This is a genomic window from Dyella sp. OK584 (genome assembly GCF_057787755.1).
The window spans coordinates 756,238-777,426 of record NZ_CM173542.1; the positions used below are offsets into that span (position 1 = coordinate 756,238).

Sequence of the window (21,189 nt, forward strand, 5' to 3'; positions counted from 1 at the left end):
ATGAGTTCCCTCGCTACCTTTGCCGAAGAAGTCATCAGCCGGCTGGCATGGACGTCCGTACAAGCCACACTGCTGATCGGCCTCGTGTGGTTGGTCTGCAGAAAGCTACCGCAGCTTGGCGCAGCAACACGTTCAATGCTTTGGTGGTTGCTCAGTGTGCAGCTGCTGCTGGGTCTTGTCGTGTCGACGCCAGTGTCGTTGCCGTTGCTGTCGCCCGCTCCCGCTCCGGCTGTGATCGCGCTCGCGAACACGCCGACCACCGCCACCTTCGCCGCGCCGAGCGAGCACCGCATCAGCGGCTTTGGACAGCCCGGCGTGGCCGCTCCCACCGCGCTCGCCGATACATCCCGCGAAGCGAAAGTAACCGGTGACGCCACCGGTTCACTGCGCTGGCCGTCCGTGCTGCTTGCGCTGTGGCTGGCCGGCGTGCTCGTGCAGGTTGTGCGGGCCGCGCGACAGTGGCGTGAGGCCCGTGCGGTGGTGCGTCACTCGCAACCGCTCGACGATGACGCGTTGCAGGCGGCCTGCGCCGCACAGGCACGCGCCATGGGCTTGCGTCGCTGCCCGGCGCTGCGCGTATCGCACGACATCAGCTCTCCCCAGGTGAGCGGCCTGTGGCGCTCCATCGTGCTGCTTCCCGCACGACAGAGCTTGTCTGCAGAAGAATCCGCGCTGGCGTTGGCGCACGAGTTGACGCATCTGTGTCGCGGCGACCTGTGGATGGGCTGGGTGCCTGCCATTGCGCAGCGCTTGTTCTTCTTTCATCCGCTGGTGGGCTGGGCCATGCGCGAGTACGCGCTGAACCGCGAAGCGGCATGCGATGCACAGGTGGTGCGGGAACACCACGCCGCGCCGCAGGCATATGGCCGGCTGCTGCTGCGCCTGGGCGTGGCGCATCCGCTCGTTGCCGGCCTGGCCGGTGCATCGCCCACCTTCAACAATCTCAAAAGGCGACTGACCATGCTGCAACACGATGTAGCTCCCATGTCGCGCGTGAGGGGCTGGCTGTTGGTGATACTTGTCGCCGCCGCGGGCTTGATGCCCTATCGCGTGACCGAAGCCGCTGCCGATCACGCCAGCCCCACCGACACTGCCGCACCTGCCGCGGCGACGTCAGCGGCTCTGCCCGCGACGCCGGTGCAGCCAGCCGCCGCCGTTCCAGCGGCCAAGCCCACGCCGGCGACCAAGGTGGTGGCCACGCCGCGCCCGATGCCGGCAGCTCAGCCCATACCGAACGAGATGACGCTTCCTCCTTCGCCGCCAGCGCCGCCACCGCCACCCGCACCGCCCGCTCCCCGGGCTCCGCTGCCATCGGCGCCGCCGCCGCTCCCGCCGAGCGCCAGCGACCTGCATGCGCGCCACGTCGACATCGATATCGACAGCGAAGCGAAGAATGGCTTTGCGCTGTTCGACAACGGCGCCGGGACCATCCTGGTGAACGGCACCGATCGCGATATCGACGCAGCCAAGCGGGAGCGTAAGAACAACGAATCGCTGTTGTGGTTCCGCCGCGGCCAGCAGGCCTATGTGATTCGCGATGGCGCCACCATCGAACGTGCCCGCGCCGCCTATGCACCCATGCACGAGCTCGCCGCGATGGAAACCCGCATCGCCGGTGCGCAGTCCCGGCTGGCCGGCTCGCAGAGCCGGCTCGCCAGCCGGCAGGGTGTCGTGGCCGCGCGCATGGGTGAGCTGGCTGCGCGCCAAGGGCAGCTGGAGTCGCAACGTACCGCGCTCGAATCCCAGCGCGCGGTGCTGGAGACGAAGCCGGGAGTATCGGCCGCCGACGTGCGGCAGCTGGACGACCAGATGCGCATCCTGGACAACCAGATCAAATCCATGGCCGAGCGTCAGCGGGACGCCGACGAGGATCGTGACTTCGAGCGCCAGCAGGCGGATATCGAACGCCAGCAAGCCGAGCTTGAACGCCAGCAGCGCGCCGTGGAGCTGCGCCAGCGCTCCGCAAACACACAGGCCGACGGCCAGATGGACAAGTTGCTCGACGAAGCCATCGCCAAAGGTGTCGCCAAGCCAACCAGCCTGCACTGATGAAAAAAGGAAAGCCGGAGCAGCCATGCCCCGGCTTTCTTTTTTGGAAGCGCACCCAGTGCGCGATACATCGGCAGCGCGGCGATGGCGTGATGCTGCGTTCACACACCGGGTGCGTCCCGGCAGCGGACGGAAACGTCACGTCCTCTTCCCACCATCAAGGGAGAGGACGCCCCACGCTCAATCCTTGGGCGGCTTCATGGTGTACTCCTTCGGCGGCGTGTCGTCGGCGAGGTTACGCACGAAGTAGTCCCAGCGCTTGCGCATCATGTAGTTGCTGGCAGCACCATAGCCGTGATGCACATTGGGGATCATCAGCAGGTCGAAGTCCTTGTTGGCCTTGATCAGCGCATCGACCACCAGCAGCGTTTCGTAGGGCGGCACGTTGTCGTCCATGGTGCCGTGCGCCAGCAGCAGATGCCCCTTGAGGCCTGCGGCATGGCTCTGGTTGGCCTGGTCGTCGTAGTTGCCCTTGCCGTCCTTGTCAGTGGTCAACAAGCCCTGCCACTTCTCTGCCCAGTCGTCTTCGTAGTTTCGGTTGTCGTGGTTGCCGCTTTCGGCGATGCCCACCTTGAACAGGTCCGCATAACGGAACATCGCCGTGGCCGTGGCGTTGCCGCCGCCCGAGTGGCCCCAGATACCCACGTGATCCATGTCGATCCAGGTGTAGCGCTTGCCAAGTTCCTTCAGGCCAGCCACCTGGTCGGGCAGCGTGTTGTCGCCGATGTTGCCGAAGTAGGCATCGTGGAAGGCCTTGGAACGCCAGGGCGTGCCCATGCCGTCGATGGCCACCACGATGAAGCCCAGCTCAGCCAGCGCCTGGTGATCGACGCGCGCGACGTTGAAGCTGCGCAAACCCACCGAGCCAGTCTGCGGGCCCGGATAGACGTAGTCGATGATCGGATACTTCTTGTTCGGATCGAAATGCGTGGGCTTGAACATCAGGCCGTACAGATCGGTCTTGCCGTCGCGTGCCTTCACCGTGAACGGCTCCGGCGCTTGCCAGCCGCTCGCAAGCAGGCGCGAGATATCTGTCTTCGCGATGCTGCCAACAACGTGACCGTCATCAGCGCTGCGCAGCACGGTCACCGTGGGCATGGTCGGCGTGGAGTACGCGTCGGCAAACAGACGTCCATCCGGTGACAGCGTGACGGTGTGATTGGCTGGCTCGGGGGCCAACAACGTCGGTGTGCCACCATCCAGGCTCACCTTGTAGAACTGCTGGTAGTACGGATCCACGCCCTGCTCGCGACCCACGCCGCGGAACCACAGCGTGCGCGACTTCGCATCGAGCTTCAGCACCTCGGTGACATTGCCCTCGCCGGTCGTGATGGCGTGCTTGAGCTTGCCGCTATCGAGGTCGTACAGGTACAGGTTGCCCCAGTTGTTTCGCTCGCTGAACCACACGACTTCGTGGCTAGCCGGCAGATATTGCCAGTTGACCTTGCCGCTGCCGCTCTCGTAATAGGTGGGCACGCGCTCGTCGAATACCGTGCGTACTTCACCGGTGTGAATGTCGGCGACGCGGAACCACGCCTGCTTGTGATCGCGCGATGAGGACACAAAGGCCAGCGAGCTGGCGTCCGGCGCCCACTGCACGTCATCCCAGCCACCATCGCGACCGCAGCTGATGTCGTCGCACAGGGTGGAGCGATGCTGGTCAGGCTCCATTTTCAGGCGAAGCACCTTGCGGCCACCCAAGTCGACGATGACACGCTCGATCATCGTCACGTCCTTGTCGCCCACCAGCGGATACTTCCACTTCTCCACTTTGGGATGACCGACGTTGGTGCCGACGATCACCATGTCACCGGTCTTGCGCTGGTCCTGCTGGAAGGTGGCGATCTGCTTCGAATCGGGCGACCACACCACAATGGCGTGGTTGGAGTGTTTCCAGCCTGCGTTGTCGGTGGCGTAACCGTAGTTTTCCACGCCGTCGATGGTGAGCTGGGTTTCCTTGCTGGTGGCAACGTCACGCACCCACAGGTTCCAGCCGCGCACGAAGGCTTCGCTGCGCTTGTCCGGCGAGAGCACGCCGGGCTCGCTGCCTGCGCTTTCGGCGTTATCGTCCTTGCCGGCAGCGCAAACCCCGCCAGCCCTCTGCTCGCAGAGGTAATGCTTGCCCTTGAGGTTGATGTCGAGGCGGCCATCGGTCGCGACGCTGTAGCTGGCGAGACCAAGCTTGCTGGCGTTCACCGGCTTGCCCAGCACCTTGCTTAGCGCGCTAGCGAGGCGCGCGTGGTCGAACGCCGACGTTGCCTTGCCGGTGGCAGTGTCGAAGCGCAGGTAGTGGTCGCCCGTGGCGTCGTGGTCGAGATACCAGAAGTGGTCGTTGTCCAGCCAGGTCACGCTCTGTACGGCGTGATCGACCAGCGGCGTCGTGTTGTAGCCCACGAAGCGTTCGGCCTTGGCATAGTCGTCGGCGGTCAGGGTTTTGCCCTGCGCGGCCACGCCCGTCGAAAGTGCACTCACCACCAGCGCGCCCATCAGGCGCGACATGCGTGTCGTCGATACCATGCGTTCTCCCCAGATCAACAGCCGATTGCAAACGCCACGTTGGGCGCCCCGTTCAACCGTTCATCCTAATGTTGCGGGCGGGGGCATGCACCCCTGCCAGAGGTCCCGATGGCGGCCCAAGAACGGCCTGAAGAGTCGTCATCCCGCGGAAAGCTGGGATCCACTGTCCCCGCAAGGCGATGAAGACGCTGGATCCCAGCTTGACCAGCCCTTCGGCTGTTGAAAAGCTCCTCGCTGGGATGACGAACAAAATAAGACCTCACGCTAAGCAAACTTCATCAGGCACACGCCCAGCGTAATCAGCACCAGCCCCAGCCAGCCATCGCGGCGCAGGTGCTCGCCGAACATGGTGATGCCCAGCACCGTGGTGGCGATCAGGCCCACGCCACCCCACACGCCATAGGCGATGGAGAGCTGGATGCCTTCGATGGCGTAGGCCAGCGCGGTGAATGCCGCCAGGGCGCAGGCGATAGCCGCCACGGCGTGGCGCTTGTAGGTGAAGCCGTGGGAGTGCTTCATCAGCACGTTGGCGGCAATTTCCAGCACGATGGCGATGGCGAGATAAAGCAGATGGATCGGCTGGAACTCAGGAAGCATGGTGATCTCCCGAGGGTGCTTCGTCGGTACCGCGTTCGAGCAACACGATGCCCGCGATGATCAAGGCAATGGCGACCAGCTTGACCGGATTGAGGTTCTCGGCGAACAGCCACGCGCTGCATAGCGTGATCAGCACCATGCCGAGGCTCTCCCAGGCGCCATAGGCCACCGCCAACGGTATGCGTTTCACCGCCAGCGCGAGGGCCGTATATGAAAACACCAGCATCACGTACATCACGGTCAGGCCCATGATTTTTGATCCGTGATGCAAGCCGTACTTCATCACCAGCGTGCCGAGCACTTCGGTCACGATGGCCACGACCATGAACAGCCAGTGGCGCATGGGGTTCTCCTTGGCTTGTGCGCTACATCCTAGCGCCGGGACCGGCGTTTTCGCCTCCGGGTGCTTGCGGATGAGCCTCCACAAAGCCCGCTCCGATGAAGTGCTTTCGCAAGATTGACCCCTCACCCCAACCCTCTCCCCTAAGGGGAGAGGGAGCTAGAAGCGAAGCTGCGCTGCTTTAAGTCCTCAGTGCATTGACGCATTGCGGTGTAGCCGCTGTCTGTGAGGTAGCACGTCCCTCATCTGGCTTGCACCAGCCGTCAGGCTTGTATCCTGCGCATCGCTACGCGCCCTTTAGGCCATTTTCTTTGGGTTACTTTTCTTTTTGGGCCAGCAAAAGAAAAGTGACTCGAGCGTCCCACGGGGACTAGCTCCGCGTCGCCGGCAGGCGATCGAAACGCCCGCCGCGTAGGCGGCAAGCTGGCAGTAGCGCCAAGCAAGAGCGAGAGTTATTGGATCCCCGCTCTCGCAGGGATGACGGATAGAGAAGGCTGGGGTAACACCGGTCGCGCACAGGGTGCGTTCCTACAGAAAAGCACTGCAGCGGAAGGTAGAGGTCTTTCGTAAGCCCCGACCCCTCACCCTGCCATCTCCCCGAAAGGGAGAGGGGTAGAGCATCAGCGCAAATGCAGCCAGTGCAGATGCACACCGTTATCTCGGTCTTCGGCGCGGAAGCCTTCGCGCCCCTCGGCCACGATGCCCCAGATGCTTCGAATGCTTTGGCCCTGTGCCTCGTCCACGCGCACATGCTCGCCCAGCGGAATGGCGAAGTGCGTCTCCAGCATCATCACCTGGTCGCGTTCCCACACCAGTACCGCCGGCTGCCCGGTGGTTGCGCCCCAGCCCAGGTGGATCTGCACATCCTTGGGAGCGTAGGCGCCGCGGTTGTCGAGCTTCCATTGCTCGGATTTGCGCAGGAGTGCTTGCAGGCGCGGATCGCTCCAGTCCACGCGCTGTCCCTTGGATTGAGGCTTTTGAGCGGTCATGCAGGTAAGACATCCCATCGGGCGGTTACTTCGGTGGCATGGAAACAAACCATGCCAGCGCGCTCACCCAAAACCGGCACGGATCTGCCGAACCGGATGGCGTGCTTTCCCTGTTATCGGCAGGCGACAGAGGGACTTGAGGGGGAAATGGAGAGGGAAACACGCACCTACCGACGTGTTTTCACCGGATAGTCGAGCCCGCCGACGGTACGCATCATCAACTGCCGCGCGAATGCCAGATGCCCGACCGCTGGCACGGCGTGGTCGCGCAACCAGCGCAACCACGGTGAACGCCCGTGGACCATGCGCGTGATGGCGCCGATGCGCCGCACCACCGCCTGGTGCACGGCATGACGCAGTGCGTCGTAGTCATCCAGGCGCGCCATGTTTCCCGCCAGCGCATCGGTGGCGCATTCGGCATAGACGTAAGCGTCCTCGATGCCCAGGTTCATGCCGCGCGCACCGATCGGCGAATGGATATGCGCCGCGTCGCCACCCAACGCAACGCGCCCCACACCGGCGTGCGCGGTAACTCGATGGCTGATGTGGAACTGTGACTGCCAGTTCGTGCTTCCCAGCGTGCTGTATCGGCGTAACGCAGCCAGTGGGTCGGTACCGCTGCCGATCACGCGCCACACATTACCGGCTAGCCGCAAAGCAAAGACGAATCCATCCGGTTCGAACCATACGTGGGCGCGCCAGGGATCGAGCAGCGTTTGCATCCCGATATCCCACAGCAACCATGGCTCGTCCAGGCTGCTACCGCGGAACTCCAGGCCAAGCGCCGCACGCGTGGCGCTACGCGCACCGTCCGCGCCAAACAGCAGCGCGCTATGCACTTGCTCGTGACGACCATCGCCGTGGGAAAGGATCGACGTCACCTGGTTCGCGTCTTGCGACAGCATCCTGAAGATGACGCCACGCTCCACCATGATGCCCTGCGCCTGCAACGCCTCCGCCAACAGTGCTTCGGTACGGGCCTGCGGCAGCACGGTCATGGCGTTGGGCACGCCAAGTGTGGCTTGAAGGTCGAGCGTCAGCACCTCGCGATCATGCTCGTGCAGGCTGGCGCCCTTCGCCACCCAGCCTTCGGCCACGATGCGTTCGGCGACGCCGGTGTCATGCAACAACGCCAGCGTTCGGCTGTTGACCGCGAGTGCCTTCGAGTACACGGATGGTTGCGGCGCCGAGTCGACGATACGCACGGGTACGCCACGTCGCGTGAGAAACAGCGCCGCTGCCAATCCCGTGGGACCGGCGCCGACGATCAGCACGGCGGGATGAGCCAACGTCATGGCCATCGCTCCGGAGTCCGAATGCCGACAGTCTGCCTCTTGCGGGCGTCGCGCCTGCGTCAACGCGATGCATGGTGGCGGCAACGGAGGCCTGATCTAGCCCATTTGGCACCCCGTCCAAGCACTATGGCGGGGAGCCCCAGGCCAGCGATACTGCGCGCAGACAACCCAACGGAGGCTTTCCCATGCGTGCCCCGCTCGCCGCGTTCGTCCTGTGCCTCGCGCTGCCCTGTCTCGCCGACACTCCCGCCCCCAAGCCCACCGAACAGCTGGCCACGGTGCCCGCCAACGCGCAACGTTTCACCATCATGTCGACTGCCGGCAAGCACGGCACCTCGGCGCGCTGGATCACCGCCGATGGTATGCGCATGGGACGCGACAGCCTGCTGCTGCGCGGCATGGTCACCGAAGTGGACAGCAGCGCCACGCTCGGCCGTGACGGCATGCTCGAACACGTGGTGATTCGCGGCCACACGCCCAACGGCGATGCGGCGGAAACCTTCGCGGTGAAAAGTGGCACAGCCAACTGGAAGAGCCCGGTGGATGCGGGCTCGGCGCCGTATCGCGCGCCAGCCGAGTACGTGGCCTTCGGCGGCCCGATGGATCTCAATGCCGACCTGGTCGAAAAGCTGCTGGCCTCGCCCGACCATTCGCTTGCACTGCTACCTGGCGGCCAGGCCCATGCCGAGCCGCTGACCACCGCCACAGTCGGCGAGGGCGCAGCGAAGAAGCAGGTGACGGCTTATGCGATCACTGGCCTCAGCAATACGCCGGTGCCCATCTGGGCCGACGCCGCGGGCAAGTTCTTCGCCTTCGTCAACGGCCTGTCCTGGCTGCCCGTGGGCTACGAGTCGGCCCAGCCGCTTTTGGAGAAGACACAAGCCGAAGCGCTGGCACAGCATGCGAAGGCCATCGTGCCCAAGCTGCTAAAGACACCGGCCGGTCCGGTGGCCTTTACCAACGTGCGTGCCTTCGTGGATGGCACACGCTTTGTGGACGGCCAAACCGTGTTGGTCGACAAGGGCGTGATCACCCAGGTTGGTCCCGTCGCATCCGTGAAGGTACCGAAGCAGGCACAAGTGATCGACGGCAATGGCAAGACACTGGTGCCAGGCCTGTGGGATTCGCACCAGCACGTGTCCGACGACGCCAGCGGCCCGATGCTGCTGTCGCTGGGCATCACTTCGGTGCGCGATCCGGGCAACATCGATGAGCAGACCATGTCGCGCGCCGCGCGCCGTGCCAAGGGCGAGCTGTTGGGGCCGAAGGTCTATCCCTCGATGCTGATCGACGGTAAGGGCCCCAACACGGCGCAGGTGGCCAGCGTGGCCACGTCGCAGGAAGAAGCCATCGCGCTGGTGCACAAGGCCAAGGCCGAAGGCTTCGGCGCCATCAAGCTCTACGGCACGTTCAACCCGGCCTGGGTGAAAGCGACTGCCGCAGAGGCGCACAAGCTGGGCCTGCACGTGCACGGCCACCTGCCCGCCGGCATGCGAGCCAGCGAGGCCATTGCCGATGGCTACGACGAAATCACGCATATCTATTTCGTGATGATGCAGGCCATGCCCGATGCCGTGGTGAACGCGTCCAACGGCATGGGGCGCTTCGAGGGACCGGGCCGTTACGCCAAGGATGTGGATCTCGACAAGGACCCGATGAAATCGCTGATCGCCACCATGGCCCAGCGCAAGATCACTTCCGACCCGACACTGGTCATAGCCGAGAGCCTGTACGTGCCGGAGAACGGCGACCTCTCGCCGGCCTATGCGCCGTTCGTGGGTACTTTGCCGCCGGCCGTGGAACGCGGTTTCCGCCAAGGCGGCTTCACCGTGCCCAAGGACCTCACCCGCGCTGACTACCGCGCCAGCTTCGCCAAGCTGCAGGCGCTGGTCGGCGCCATGCACAAAGCGGGCGTGCCGATCGTGGCCGGTACCGATGGCAGTGGACTGGAACTGGTGCGCGAACTGGAACTGTACGTGCAGGCCGGCTTCACCAATGCCGAAGCACTGGCCAGCGCCACCATCGCCACGGCTCATCTGGTGGGCGCGGACCAGCGCACCGGTAGCATCCAGGTGGGCAAGGCGGCCGACCTGGTGCTGGTCGAAGGCAACCCGGCGGTGAACATCGGCGACCTTCGCCATACCGAAGTGGTGATGATGGACGGCAAGCTGATGGATGCGAGTGCGCTGCGCACCGAGGGTGGCATCAGCAAGCGGCCGGCGTGGTTCGAGTGATCATCGCGCCGGCCATGTGTCGGCGGGAGGCAAGCCATGACGCATCTGCTGATCTTCCTGGTGGCCTTTGGCAGCTTGTCCGGCTGCGCGTTGCTCGGGATGTTCGCGAGCACGCGCCTGCCCTCGCATCATCTCGTCGAGGAATCGGCCAGTTCGATCAAGCTGGCCACCGGCCTCATCGCCACCATCACGGCGCTGGTGCTGGGTCTCCTGATCTCGACGGCCAAAGCCTCGTTCGATGCGGCGAACGGCGACCTGGCACGCAATGCAATCAACATCCTCCGGCTCGACCGCACTTTGGCGCAGTACGGGCCGGAGGCACAGCCGCTGCGTGCACTGCTCAAACGCAGCTACGGCCAGTGGGTCGATATTGTCGCGTCGGGCGACTCCTCCAAGCTGGCGACGCGGGACAACACGCAGTTACTTGGCCACGTCGTCAAAGGGTTCCAGCAGCAACTCGCGCAGCTCACACCCATCGATGCGGAACATCGACAGCTGCGCGACCGTGCGCTGGACATTGTCGATGAGGCCTTCGCCGCGCACTGGCTGGCACTGATGCAGAACCAGGGCACGATTCCCGGGCCATTGTTGATCGCGCTGGTGGCGTGGCTATGCGTCATCTTCTGTGCGTTCGGGCTGTTCGCGCCGCACAACGGCACCGTGGTGGTGTTCTTCTTGCTCTGCGCGTTGTCGGCAGCCGGTGCCATCTTCGTGATCCTGGAACTGGACACGCCGCTGAGCGGCATAGTCAGGGTCTCCGTGGCACCCTTGCGCGAAGCGCTATCCCAGCTCAACCGCTAGCACGGCCGGGTGACCCTCAAGGAATCGTACCGACCACTTCCGCGACCCAGTCGATGAATACGCGCAATCGCAGCGGCAACTGTCGCTGCGACTGATAGAGCACGGTGACGGGCAGCGCTGGCGCTGGCAACGATGGCAGGAGCTCCACCAGCCTTCCGCGCGCAAGCTCTTCGGCGATGCCATAACGCGGAAACTGCGCGATGCCCAACCCCGCTTCGCAACAACTGAGGTAAGCCTCGACACCACTGACGGTCACGTGAGACGGCAAGCTGACCTCGTGCATCTTCCTGCCCGCCATGAATTCGAGCGGTGTCAGTCGTCGCGTGGTTGGCGACGCCCAATTCACCGCGATGTGGCCGTTTTGCAGATCGGCCAGTGTCTGCGGGTGGCCATGTCGGCGTACATAGTCCTTGCTGGCCACGGTGACCTGGGACAGCGTGGCGACGCGACGGCCAACCATCGTCGAATCCGCCAGTTCGCCAGCACGCAGCACGCAATCGACGCCTTCCTGCACCAGGTCGACGAAACGGTCGCTGGTGCCGATATCCAGTTCGATCTGCGGATAGCGGGCAAAAAATTTCGGCAGCGCCGGTATCAACACCTTGCGCGCGAGCGAGGAGGCCAGGTCGATACGCAGCTTGCCCTTGGGCACCACGGCGGCTTCACGAAAATCCGCCTCCACCGCGTCGAGGTCGGCTAGCAGGCGCACGCAGTGGTTGTAATAAACCTCGCCGTCGCGGGTCGGTCGCACGCGGCGCGTGGTCCGCTGCAACAGGTGCGCGCCGACTCGTTCCTCCAGTCGCTTGATGGTGTGGGTGAGCGTGGCGCGCGGCAGGCTCAGGTCGTCGGCGGCGCGGGTGAAACTACCCAGCTCGACAATGCGCGTAAACACTCGCATGGCTTGCAGACGATCCATGATTGTTGGCCATTTCGACAACAGACATGGTCATTATTGAGTATTTATCGCCAGGCCGTAAGCGCGAAGAATGCGGTTCTGCCTTTCCCACTCCGCCCAGGACACCCCCATGCAAATGCGTCAGCTCGGCAAGAATGGTCCCTCCGTCTCCGCCCTCGGCCTCGGCTGCATGGGCATGAGCGACTTCTACGGCACGCGCAACGATGCCGAGTCCATCGCCACCATCCACCACGCGCTGGAACGCGGCATCAACCTGCTCGACACCGCTGACATGTACGGCCCGTACATCAACGAGGAACTGGTGGGCAAGGCCATCCATAACCGTCGCGATCAGGCCTTCGTGGCGACCAAGTTCGGCATCGTGCGCGACCCCAACAATCCGTCCAAACGTGGCGTAAACGGCAGCCCCGAGTACGTGCGCGCCTCCTGCGACGCCAGCCTCAAGCGCCTGGGGCTCGACCACATCGACCTGTACTACCAGCACCGCGTGGACACCAACGTGCCGATCGAGGAAACCGTGGGCGCCATGGCCGATTTGGTGAAAGCCGGCAAGGTGCGCTACCTGGGTCTTTCCGAAGCCTCCGGCGCCACGCTCGAACGTGCTTTCAAGGTGCACCCCATCGCCGCGCTGCAGGTGGAGTTCTCGCTGTGGACACGCGACCCGCAGGAGAACGGCATGCTCGAGGCCTGCCGCAAGCTGGGTACCAGCGTGGTGGCCTATTCGCCGCTGGGTCGCGGCTTCCTCACCGGCGCATTCGCCAGTCCGGAGGATTTCGATGCCGACGACTATCGCCGCAACAACCCGCGCTTCCAGGGCGAGAACTTCTTCCGCAACCTGGAACTGGTCGACAAGGTGAGGGCGCTCGCCGCCGACAAGGGCTGCACGCCGGCTCAACTTGCGCTCGCCTGGGTGCTGGCACAGGACAAGAACGCGGTGGCCATTCCGGGCACCAAACGTCGCGATCGTCTGGACGAAAACCTTGGCGGTCTTGATGTGGCGCTCAGCGCGGACGAGCTGAGGGCGATCGACGCGGTGTTCCCGCCTGATGCTGCGGCCGGCCCCCGATACGCCGAAGCCATGATGCACATGGTCAACGTCTGACCGGTTTTGTCCGGTCCCTGGCCGCGCGGTTTCTCGTGAAGCCGCGCGGCTTTTTTAGATAGGCACCACGCTTCCCACCTTGTCGCGCGCCATCACCACGTTGGTGGTGAAGCGGCGGATGTTGGCGTTGTCGAACAACAGCCGCCGCGTGAATGCCTCGAAGTCGTCCATGTCCTTGGCGGTGACGATCAGTACGAAGTCGGACTCGCCCGTCACGTAGTAGCACTGCTGCACATTGGGATCGTTGCGGGCGGCATGACGGAAGGTGTCGAGCATGTCCGCCCGCTCGCGCTCCATCTCCACGCCCACGATAAAGGCCATCATCTGTCCCACCGACGCCGGATTCACCACGGCCACTTCAGCGGTGATCACGCCCAACTTGCGCAACTGCTTTAGCCGACGTTGCACGGCTGCCGCGGAAAGGCCGATCTGCGCGCCGATATCTTCACCGGTGGTGCGCGCATCGCGCTGTACGCGACGCAAAATCTCACGGTCGAAATCGTCCAGTTCATAGTCGGTAGCCATGCCGCATTGATAGGCCAAAATATGCGGCATGGCAACGAAAAGAGCTGCCATTACGCAGCTCAGCCGCACATGTTGCCGTCAGAATGCGTGCATCCTCCCGCAGCGATCACGCATGAAACTCCTCTACCAGACCCACTCGCCCTACGCCCGCAAGGTACTGGTGATGGCCCACGAGGCCGGCATCGCCGATCGGCTGGAGGTGGTGCACCACGAAACCAGCCCGACCTGGCGCAACGAGGACGTATTCCGCGTCAATCCGCTGGGCAAGGTGCCGGTGCTGCTGCTCGACGACGGCGCTGCCTTGTTCGATTCCAACGTGATCTGCGAATACCTCGACGGCCTGCACAACGGCCCCCGCTTCATCCCGGACGAACCGCGTGCGCGGTGGCTTGCCCTGCGCCTGCAAGCGCTGGCGCAAGGTTTGTGCGAGGCCGGCATTGCCGTGCGCCACGAAACCGTGAGGCGACCGGAGCCCTATCGCTATGCCACCATGCGCGACGGACAGATCGACAAGCTGGTGGCTTCCTATGACTTCCTCGAGCGCGAATGGGCTGATTCGGTCGACATGGAACGCCTCGACATCGGCCAGATCGCATTGGCCACGGCGCTTGACTGGCTAGCCTTCCGCGAGCTGCCTGACTTTGAGCACGGCCGTCCGCAATTGTCCGCCTGGTACCGCACGTTCATTCAGCGGCGCTCGATGCGGGACACGCCACTGACCGGCGACACCGTCGACTGATTCTTCCCTTGCGTACTGGAGGTTCCATGAGCTCGCTATGGACTGACCTGCTGTTCCTGCACGGCCACATCGCCGACCTGAAACTGGTGCAGCGGCTGAAGAACTTGCCGCCCCGGCCCGAACGCGAAACCCGCTCGCGCGAACCTTCGCCGCGCAGGAGCTTCCTTCCGTGGCCTGTCCGCCTTTGTCTGGGCATCGGCGACGGCAGTTTGCGTGGTCAATAGGTGAAATCGCAGACGATCCTCGCCGGGCCGACATGGAACGCTCCGCGAACCTACCTGGCGGGTAGGTCTAGGCTTACAGCGAACACATCTACGCTCCGGCAGCCTATGTCCGTCGGGCATTCCCACGGATGTCCGACATTCTGGGCCGATCGCCCCCCTAGCTCCGGCCCGCAGGCCCCCGAAAGGGGGCCTTTTCTTCTTATGCGCCGGCCTGCCAGGCGCCGCGTTCGTCATCGGACAGCGCAAGGGTGACAGCGCGCCCACTCGATGCCGACTCCATGGCCGCCTCCAGCACCGCCATGACCGTCACCGCCTGCCACTGCGATACGGGATTGATGCCACGCCCCCACACCGCGTCTCGCAATGCCATGTAGTACTGGCGCTGGTCGCCTGCGGGCACCGGCACGTGCAACACCGTTCCGCTGCCATCGTGGAACAACATGGCATCGAGGTCTTCGCCCCAGCCCACCTCGCCCGGTCGCATGCCGGCCAACAACTGCGCCTCCTGACGGTCGGCCTGCGGCTTGATCAGGCTTCCGCGCGTACCGTGCAGGGTGAAGCGCGGGCTGCCGCCCGCCACCAACATGCTGGCGTGCAGAATCACGCGGCGCGCACCGTATTCCAGCACCACGTGCGCCCAGTCCGTCGACTCGCCGCCCTCGCGCTGGATCGCCATGCTGGCCATCACGTGCCCGGGCAAACCGAACAGCAGCAAGGCCTGATCCACCAGATGCGGCCCCAGGTCGTACCACAGCCCGCTGCCCGGACCTTGCTGCTCCCGCCAGCGCGCACGCACCTGCGGACGGAAGCGGTCGATATGCGATTCGAAGTGCATCACCTCGCCCAGCAGGCCCTGTGCGAGTGCGTGTCGCACGCCGAGAAAATCACTGTCCCAGCGACGGTTCTGGAACACCGAAAGCGCGCGCCCTTGCCGCGTAGCAACGGCCGCCAGTTCGCGCGCCTGAGCCACGTCGAGCGCAAAGGGTTTGTCCACCACCACATGCTTGCTGGCCTCAAGCGCAGCGCGCGCCAGCGGCGCGTGGGTGTCGTTGGGTGATGCGATCACTACCAGTTCCACGCGCGGGTCGGCCATGACCGCGTCCGCGTTGGCCACCACGTCGACGTCAGGTAGATCCGCATGCACCTTGCTTGCATCGCGCGATACCACCACGGCAAGTTCGAGTCCGGGCACGCTCCGGATCAACGGTGCGTGGAAGGTCTTGCCGGCGTAACCGTAGCCGATCAATGCCACGCGTATCGGCGAGGAAGTGTCTTTCATGAGGCTCCATGCGACTGGCAATGAAGACGGACATGGTAAGTCATGATTTTCGAAGCGCCCGGCAACATTTGCGGTTTCGCGTCGCTGTAACGAAGCCGCGTGCAAGATGCGCCGCAATCGTTGGTCTGCATCGAGGAAGCCGTCATGCGCAATCGATGGGTCGTGATTACTGCCATGTTCGCTGCCATGGCGCTGTGTGCGGGTACTTACGCCCAGGATGCGCAACCCAAGCGCACCATCCTCGACAAGCATGACCAGAGCGGCGTGCCCGGCAAAGAGATCGTCATCGGCACGGCCGAGCTGCCGGCCGGTACCGTCATCGGCTGGCATACGCACGATGGCGACGAATCGGGCTATGTCCTCAAGGGCAACCTCGTGCTGAAGACCCGCGGGCAGCCGGATCAGGTGCTCAAGGCCGGCGATCATTTCTTCAACGTCCGCGGCGCCGTGCACAGCCTCGCCGCCGCGCCTGGCAGCGACGGCGGCACAGCGCTTTCCACCTGGATTGTCGACAAGGGCAAGCCGCTGGCCGAGCCGGTGAAATAGCGCCCCCGGCCGCGCGCCTGGTCGCTCCCACCTCGACAACGCCAAGCTCGCGCTAAGACAGGCCTAAGCAAACGGCCTGCGTGCATCACCCTCGTGCAACAGAACTGTCAAACGGCGATCCCACGCTAGTGCGCTGATTCCAGCCACTACACAGGCCGCCATGTCTACCTCATCCAGCCGGCGCGCGCCCGCGCCGTTCCTCGCCTTGCGCCCGATTTCCCTCGGTATCCGTCAGTGGCGTGCGCCGCTTGGCCTGGTGATGCTTGCCGGCCTGTGCCTGAGCGTTCCGCTGCACGCCACCGATGCCGATACCAGCGCGACACCCGCGGAAGCGTCGCCCGGCAAGCCCAATCCCAATGCGCTCAAGCCGCCCAAGCAGCTTGAGGAAGTGGAAGTTCAAGGCACGGTCGCCAACTCGGCGCTGACGCAGGCACCGACCCAGGCCGATCTAAACATCACCCAGCCACAGTCGGTGATCGGCCTGGACTGGATCAGCAACCACGTCGCTCCCACGGCCGACTACGCGACCATCGCCGCCATCGCGCCGAACGTGACCAACGTGAGCCCCGCAGGCCCCGGCCTTGGCGAGTCCAAGCAGATGACGCTGCGCGGTTTCAACGACAACCAATACAACGTCACCTATGACGGCATCCCGTTTGGCGACACCAACGATTTCAGCCATCACACCAGCAGCTACTTCCCGGCCAAGATGATCGGCCAGGTGTTGGTCGATCGCGGCCCCGGCAACGCCAGCACCATCGGCCAGGCCACCTTCGGCGGCACCGTGGCCTTGAGTTCGAAGGACCCGACGGATACGTTCGCGTTCATCCCGACGCAGAGCTTTGGCAGCTACGACACCTCGCTTACCCATCTGGAGGTGAACTCCGGCAAGCTCGATGATCTCGGCGGCGGCAAGTTCATCGCCAGCGCGCAATACATCAGCACGAACACCGCCAAGACCGATGGCGACAGCTCGCGCAAGACGGGCTACATCAAATATGTGCAGCCCATCGGCACCAGCACCGAGATCACCTTCCTCAGCAACTACAACTACATTCGGTTCAACAATCCGAACCTGAGCTCGCTGACCCTGCAGCAGATCGCGCAGCTGGGAAGCAACTTTGGCCTCAACCAAGACCGCACCAGCACCAACTGCGCCTGCTACAACTTCCAGACCAAGCAGACCGACCTGGAATACCTCGGCGTGCACAGCGCGCTGTCGGAAACGTGGTCGCTGGACAACAAGGTCTACACCTACGCCTATGACAACACCAGCCACGAGAGTCCGTACGTCGGCACCAAGACGTCGAAGACCAGCATGGGTGGCTACGTCAAGATCAACAACTATCGTGCGTGGGGCGACACGTTCCAGCTCGTGCACGCCGATGACAACGGCCAGTTCCGCACCGGCGGCTGGTATGAGTACATCAACAACCAGCGCAGCAGCATCGCCATCGACTACGCCCGCGACGGTGCCATTGACGTCAAGGCCGGCCAGCCCCTGTATGGCAGCTTCAACAGCAAGGGTGTCTACAGCGGTCCGTACAAGTACACCATGAAGGATCAGCTGCACACCAGCCAGCTCTACGCCGAATACGAGTGGTATCCCACCGACGGTCTGAGCATCACGCCTGGCGTGAAGTACTTCGACGTCACCCGTGACATCGAGGCGCCAATCAACCAGACCACCAAGACGCCGCTGTACTACAGCCAGAGCTGGAACAAGACGCTCGGCTATCTTTCCGCCAACTATCTGCTGCGCGACGACTGGAGCATTTACGCCACGGCCGCACAGGGTTTCCTCACGCCGAACCTCAACGAGTTCTACGTGCCGGATCCGACGCTCAACAAGGCGCAGCCCGAGCAGACCATGAACTACCAGTTCGGCACGGTCTACAAGACCGATCGCTTCAATGCCGACGCGGACGTCTATTTCATCAACTTCAAGAACTACGCTTTCTCCACCACCGTGCCTGGCACTACCGATCCGGTGTACTACCTCGCCAGGGGCGCGTACATCAAGGGCATCGAAGGTGAGCTGACCTACTACGTGGGCGGCGGTACCAGCGTGTTCGCCAACGGCTCCCTGCAGGACGCGACCTTCAAGGGTTCGCAGCTCGACCTGCCCAACGTGCCCAATCGCACGGCGGCGGTCGGCGTGCTGTATGAGCAGAACGGCTTCTTCTCCTCGCTGTACGACAAGTACGTGGGCAGCCAAAAAGCCTACAACTCCAGCTTCAATCCTGATGTGGCCTCGTCGGTGACTTCGACCATGGGCACTGGCGGCTACTGGCAGGCGGCGATGAGCGTGGGCTACGGCCAGAACCTCACTGGCTCGGTGATCAAGAGTTACAAGGTGCGCCTGCAGCTGGACAACCTGTTCGACGCCCACAACCTCGTCATCAACTCGGTGAGCGGCAACGTGGGTTCGTACTACGTGCTGCCGGGCCGCAGCTGGTTTGCCTCCGTGTCGCTGGGCCTGTGATCGAGTGAAGGAACGCATGATCATGAAGCCCAATCTCATTGCCGCACGCGTGGCCGCCCTGCTGCTCGCACCGGCCGTCGCGTGCGCCGCCAGCGCACACAATGCCGACATCTATCTGAGCCCCGCGCAGGTCAATAGCGCCATGGCCGCGCTTCCGCCTCCGAGCCTGCCCGGCAGCGCGGAAGACCTTGCCGACCGCGCCACCGCCGACCGCGCCTTTGCCGACCGCTCGCCGCAGGATTTCTCCCAGGCTGAACAGGAAGAGAAGTTCGACGCTTTTGCGTTCTCCACCGTGATCGGCCCAGCGTTCCGCGCGGACAAACTTCCGCACGTCGTCGCGCTGTTCAAGGAGGCCGAGCATGAAACGAAGGAAGCGGTCGACCTGTCTAAGAAGCACTGGAAACGCCTGCGCCCTTGTCCGCCCGCCTCGGCCTGTGCCATGAACCCGGCCGAAGCCAGCAAGAAGAGCTTCGGTTATCCCAGCGGGCACTCCAGCCGCGCCACGGTGGATGCGCTGTTGCTGGCCCAGCTGTTTCCGCAGAATGCCGATGCACTGATGCAACACGCACGCGATATTGGCTGGCGGCGTGTTGTGAAGGGCGTGCATACGTTGCAGGACATTTACGCGGGGCGTGAATTCGGACAGGCCCTGGCCGCCGACATGCTGGCCTCGCCGACGATGCAGCACGACCTGGCGTCTGCCCGAGAAGAGCTGAAGGTAGCTGGCCTTGTCGATGGTGCAATGGCTTCTCCGCGATCTCCTTAGAGCTTGTTTGGAGTCCTTTTGGAGTTCTGGTCCGTATGCGTGTTGATTGCGGCATTGGGCTTCGGGGTGATCGCCAGGATGGCGGTGTTGCGGCTAGCTTGCCGCTTACGACCGAAGGAAGTCCCCGTGGGACGCCGCGGGCGTTTCGACCGCCTGCCGGCAGCCGAGCCACCTTTCTTTGCTAGCTCAAAGAAACGTGGCCCAAAGAAAGCGCCTGACGAGCTCGCAGCAGTGTGTTGGATACAAGCTTGGAAGGCATTGCCGGTCTATTGGCTGGCGGCCCAAGGTTAGGCACCGCGGCTATACCGCGAGGCGCCGAGACGATGACCCGAACAATCTGGCCGCCCTGCACGCCATTCTGGACGACCGGACCGGCCCTACTACGAGCACCGTCTGGCCGCCTGATTGAGGGCAGTTCGAGGGGCCTTTAACGGGGGGGTTGGGATGCCCTTAAGCCCTAGCTGGGGCGCTACGCTGCGGATTCCGGCCACGGATGACCACTATTCCGGCGACGTCTGAACTCGGCGCTGGCTTTGCCTACCTGCGAACATCGGTAAGGTCCACTATGGGTCGCTATGGGTCGGAAGCTGACACCAGCACCAGCTCTGCCGTCCCGCGCGCGCACCTATGACCGCTATCGGCCACGAGTTGCCATCGACGGCTCAGAAAGCCACGTCGAGAATGACTGGTCCGAAGCGCCGCCCGATATAGGTTTGCGTCGTAGTGCCGAATCACCAAAGGCCACTTCCACGACACGCTGCACCAAGCAGCCCGATCCCCTGGGCCGATTCGACCGGCTCCACGCCCCCCAGAGCTGCTAGCGGACGTTCAGCGGACGCTCCCTCGCTACGCTCACGGCTCCTTGTAGAACCTGGAGCCGGTCATGACGATCTTCGATCCCAGCGGAACATTGTTCGCTGATGACGATGAGACGACGCTTGTAGTCATCTTCAATCATTCTCGGCCGCGCGCGCACGCGCCGGTGTTCGTCTGCCTACCGGCGATGGGTGTCGCCGCGAGCTTCTATACGCCGTTCGCGGAAGCGCTTGCGCAAGCTGCCGCGGGCGCGGCGGTGCTGACCGATCTGCGCGGACAGGGCGAAAGCGCGGCGCTCGCACGACGTGGCGCTCGATTCGGCTATCAGGAAATCGTCACCCAAGACATTCCGTCGTTGATCGCCGCAATCGCCGGGCAGTTTCCCGGTCAACCCATTTATCTCGTCGGCCATAGTCTGGGCGGTCAGCTCGGCAGCCTCGCGGCAGCGCACTCGGCGCCCTGCCTGGCGGGTTTGATCCTGGTGGCGAGCGGCACCGCCCACTATCGCGTGTGGCCAAAGGCATCGCGATGGCGCGCGGGCATCGTGGTGCAGACCGTCCGCGTCCTGGCTGCGTTGCTGCCCTGGTACCCGGGCAGGCTGCTGGGCTTCGGCGGCGATCAGCCGCGTCGATTGATGGCCGATTGGAGTTACAACGCCTGCACCGGCCGGTATCGCTGTGCAGGCAGTAGAATTGACTACGAGGAGGCGCTGAATGGCATCGCGTTGCCCGTGCTGTCGGTCGAAATTCGTGCCGATCCCGTGGCGCCGACGGGCGCGGCGACCGAGCTGCTTGCGAAGCTCGCATCCTGCGCGATCGAGCGTCGGCAGATCGACGGCGTTGTGGCCGATGCGCCGTGGCGGCGTCACTTTTCCTGGGCGCGGAGTCCGGACGAGGTGGTCGCTGAAATCACCGCTTGGGTGCGCGCGCAATTGCACCGAGCCAAAGTCGAATGTCTCGAGTAGGTCGT

The 21,189-nt window shown here is 63.9% G+C and carries 18 protein-coding genes; 10 read left to right on the forward strand and 8 right to left on the reverse strand.

The features are described from left to right. A complete protein-coding gene (locus AC3CBN_RS03360; RefSeq protein ID WP_488635410.1) occupies positions 1-2,049 on the forward strand; it encodes a M56 family metallopeptidase in 2,049 nt (682 codons plus the stop codon). 180 nt (positions 2,050-2,229) lie between these two features. Here the strand turns inward: AC3CBN_RS03360 and AC3CBN_RS03365 are convergent, their stop codons facing one another. From AC3CBN_RS03365 to AC3CBN_RS03385, 5 genes are all read right to left on the reverse strand, one after another. After that, positions 2,230-4,566 carry a S9 family peptidase gene (locus AC3CBN_RS03365; protein WP_488635411.1) on the reverse strand — a complete coding sequence of 779 codons (2,337 nt, stop codon included), beginning with the start codon at positions 4,564-4,566 and terminating at the stop codon, positions 2,230-2,232. Between the two features lie 264 nt (positions 4,567-4,830). Beyond that, positions 4,831-5,163: a multidrug/spermidine efflux SMR transporter subunit MdtI gene (gene mdtI, locus AC3CBN_RS03370; protein ID WP_488635412.1), complete on the reverse strand. Its 333-nt coding sequence runs from the start codon at positions 5,161-5,163 to the stop codon at positions 4,831-4,833. After that, entirely contained in the window at positions 5,153-5,506 is a 354-nt protein-coding gene (locus AC3CBN_RS03375; protein ID WP_488635413.1) for an SMR family transporter, read from the reverse strand. Before AC3CBN_RS03375 ends, mdtI begins: the two co-directional genes overlap by 11 nt. Before the next feature lie 617 nt (positions 5,507-6,123). Beyond that, positions 6,124-6,492, reverse strand: a complete 369-nt coding sequence (locus AC3CBN_RS03380; protein ID WP_488635414.1) for a hypothetical protein — start codon at positions 6,490-6,492, stop codon at positions 6,124-6,126. A gap of 167 nt (positions 6,493-6,659) precedes the next feature. Beyond that, positions 6,660-7,787, reverse strand: a complete 1,128-nt coding sequence (locus tag AC3CBN_RS03385) for an FAD-dependent oxidoreductase (protein ID WP_488635415.1) — start codon at positions 7,785-7,787, stop codon at positions 6,660-6,662. Positions 7,788-7,972: 185 nt separating this feature from the next. Here AC3CBN_RS03385 and AC3CBN_RS03390 point away from each other — a divergent pair, with 185 nt between their 5' ends. Continuing rightward, positions 7,973-10,021 (forward strand): amidohydrolase family protein, encoded by a 2,049-nt coding sequence (locus AC3CBN_RS03390; RefSeq protein WP_488635416.1) that lies wholly within the window; start codon positions 7,973-7,975, stop codon positions 10,019-10,021. Positions 10,022-10,057: 36 nt separating this feature from the next. Continuing rightward, on the forward strand, positions 10,058-10,822 hold the full coding sequence (locus AC3CBN_RS03395) for a bestrophin-like domain (protein ID WP_488635417.1): 765 nt from the start codon (positions 10,058-10,060) through the stop codon (positions 10,820-10,822). A 16-nt stretch (positions 10,823-10,838) separates the two neighbouring features. On the opposite strand, the gene AC3CBN_RS03400 is transcribed toward AC3CBN_RS03395, so the two are convergent. After that, positions 10,839-11,738, reverse strand: a complete 900-nt coding sequence (locus tag AC3CBN_RS03400) for a LysR family transcriptional regulator (protein WP_488635418.1) — start codon at positions 11,736-11,738, stop codon at positions 10,839-10,841. Between the two features lie 109 nt (positions 11,739-11,847). Here AC3CBN_RS03400 and AC3CBN_RS03405 point away from each other — a divergent pair, with 109 nt between their 5' ends. Next, the gene (locus AC3CBN_RS03405) at positions 11,848-12,840 is read left to right on the forward strand and encodes an aldo/keto reductase (protein ID WP_488635419.1); all 993 of its coding nucleotides are present in this window, start codon (positions 11,848-11,850) and stop codon (positions 12,838-12,840) included. A 54-nt stretch (positions 12,841-12,894) separates the two neighbouring features. Here the strand turns inward: AC3CBN_RS03405 and AC3CBN_RS03410 are convergent, their stop codons facing one another. Beyond that, on the reverse strand, positions 12,895-13,365 hold the full coding sequence (locus tag AC3CBN_RS03410) for an Lrp/AsnC family transcriptional regulator (protein WP_488635420.1): 471 nt from the start codon (positions 13,363-13,365) through the stop codon (positions 12,895-12,897). A 112-nt stretch (positions 13,366-13,477) separates the two neighbouring features. Between AC3CBN_RS03410 and AC3CBN_RS03415 the strand changes: the two genes are divergently transcribed. Then, the gene (locus tag AC3CBN_RS03415) at positions 13,478-14,104 is read left to right on the forward strand and encodes a glutathione S-transferase family protein (protein ID WP_488635421.1); all 627 of its coding nucleotides are present in this window, start codon (positions 13,478-13,480) and stop codon (positions 14,102-14,104) included. A 26-nt stretch (positions 14,105-14,130) separates the two neighbouring features. Further along, complete coding sequence (locus AC3CBN_RS03420; protein ID WP_488635422.1) at positions 14,131-14,328, forward strand: hypothetical protein; 198 nt, start codon at positions 14,131-14,133, stop codon at positions 14,326-14,328. A gap of 199 nt (positions 14,329-14,527) precedes the next feature. On the opposite strand, the gene AC3CBN_RS03425 is transcribed toward AC3CBN_RS03420, so the two are convergent. Further along, a complete protein-coding gene (locus AC3CBN_RS03425) occupies positions 14,528-15,607 on the reverse strand; it encodes an oxidoreductase (protein ID WP_488635423.1) in 1,080 nt (359 codons plus the stop codon). 144 nt (positions 15,608-15,751) lie between these two features. Here AC3CBN_RS03425 and AC3CBN_RS03430 point away from each other — a divergent pair, with 144 nt between their 5' ends. The 4 genes from AC3CBN_RS03430 (at position 15,752) to AC3CBN_RS03445 (ending at position 21,184) form a co-directional block, all read left to right on the forward strand. Beyond that, entirely contained in the window at positions 15,752-16,153 is a 402-nt protein-coding gene (locus AC3CBN_RS03430; RefSeq protein WP_488635424.1) for a cupin domain-containing protein, read from the forward strand. A 160-nt stretch (positions 16,154-16,313) separates the two neighbouring features. After that, positions 16,314-18,638 carry a TonB-dependent receptor gene (locus tag AC3CBN_RS03435; protein WP_488635425.1) on the forward strand — a complete coding sequence of 775 codons (2,325 nt, stop codon included), beginning with the start codon at positions 16,314-16,316 and terminating at the stop codon, positions 18,636-18,638. Positions 18,639-18,660: 22 nt separating this feature from the next. Then, entirely contained in the window at positions 18,661-19,404 is a 744-nt protein-coding gene (locus AC3CBN_RS03440) for a phosphatase PAP2 family protein (protein ID WP_488635426.1), read from the forward strand. 883 nt (positions 19,405-20,287) lie between these two features. Next, on the forward strand, positions 20,288-21,184 hold the full coding sequence (locus tag AC3CBN_RS03445; RefSeq protein WP_488635427.1) for an alpha/beta hydrolase family protein: 897 nt from the start codon (positions 20,288-20,290) through the stop codon (positions 21,182-21,184). Positions 21,185-21,189: the final 5 nt, after the last annotated feature.

Bases quoted from the DNA above. Each gene is read 5' to 3' on its own strand.
- AC3CBN_RS03360 (WP_488635410.1), top strand. From the start codon at position 1: ATGAGTTCCCTCGCTACCTTTGCCGAAGAAGTCATCAGCCGGCTGGCA.
- AC3CBN_RS03365 (WP_488635411.1), bottom strand. From the start codon at position 4,566: ATGGTATCGACGACACGCATGTCGCGCCTGATGGGCGCGCTGGTGGTG.
- mdtI (WP_488635412.1), bottom strand. From the start codon at position 5,163: ATGCTTCCTGAGTTCCAGCCGATCCATCTGCTTTATCTCGCCATCGCC.
- AC3CBN_RS03375 (WP_488635413.1), bottom strand. From the start codon at position 5,506: ATGCGCCACTGGCTGTTCATGGTCGTGGCCATCGTGACCGAAGTGCTC.
- AC3CBN_RS03380 (WP_488635414.1), bottom strand. From the start codon at position 6,492: ATGACCGCTCAAAAGCCTCAATCCAAGGGACAGCGCGTGGACTGGAGC.
- AC3CBN_RS03385 (WP_488635415.1), bottom strand. From the start codon at position 7,787: ATGACGTTGGCTCATCCCGCCGTGCTGATCGTCGGCGCCGGTCCCACG.
- AC3CBN_RS03390 (WP_488635416.1), top strand. From the start codon at position 7,973: ATGCGTGCCCCGCTCGCCGCGTTCGTCCTGTGCCTCGCGCTGCCCTGT.
- AC3CBN_RS03395 (WP_488635417.1), top strand. From the start codon at position 10,058: ATGACGCATCTGCTGATCTTCCTGGTGGCCTTTGGCAGCTTGTCCGGC.
- AC3CBN_RS03400 (WP_488635418.1), bottom strand. From the start codon at position 11,738: ATGGATCGTCTGCAAGCCATGCGAGTGTTTACGCGCATTGTCGAGCTG.
- AC3CBN_RS03405 (WP_488635419.1), top strand. From the start codon at position 11,848: ATGCAAATGCGTCAGCTCGGCAAGAATGGTCCCTCCGTCTCCGCCCTC.
- AC3CBN_RS03410 (WP_488635420.1), bottom strand. From the start codon at position 13,365: ATGGCTACCGACTATGAACTGGACGATTTCGACCGTGAGATTTTGCGT.
- AC3CBN_RS03415 (WP_488635421.1), top strand. From the start codon at position 13,478: ATGAAACTCCTCTACCAGACCCACTCGCCCTACGCCCGCAAGGTACTG.
- AC3CBN_RS03420 (WP_488635422.1), top strand. From the start codon at position 14,131: ATGAGCTCGCTATGGACTGACCTGCTGTTCCTGCACGGCCACATCGCC.
- AC3CBN_RS03425 (WP_488635423.1), bottom strand. From the start codon at position 15,607: ATGAAAGACACTTCCTCGCCGATACGCGTGGCATTGATCGGCTACGGT.
- AC3CBN_RS03430 (WP_488635424.1), top strand. From the start codon at position 15,752: ATGCGCAATCGATGGGTCGTGATTACTGCCATGTTCGCTGCCATGGCG.
- AC3CBN_RS03435 (WP_488635425.1), top strand. From the start codon at position 16,314: ATGTCTACCTCATCCAGCCGGCGCGCGCCCGCGCCGTTCCTCGCCTTG.
- AC3CBN_RS03440 (WP_488635426.1), top strand. From the start codon at position 18,661: ATGAAGCCCAATCTCATTGCCGCACGCGTGGCCGCCCTGCTGCTCGCA.
- AC3CBN_RS03445 (WP_488635427.1), top strand. From the start codon at position 20,288: ATGACGATCTTCGATCCCAGCGGAACATTGTTCGCTGATGACGATGAG.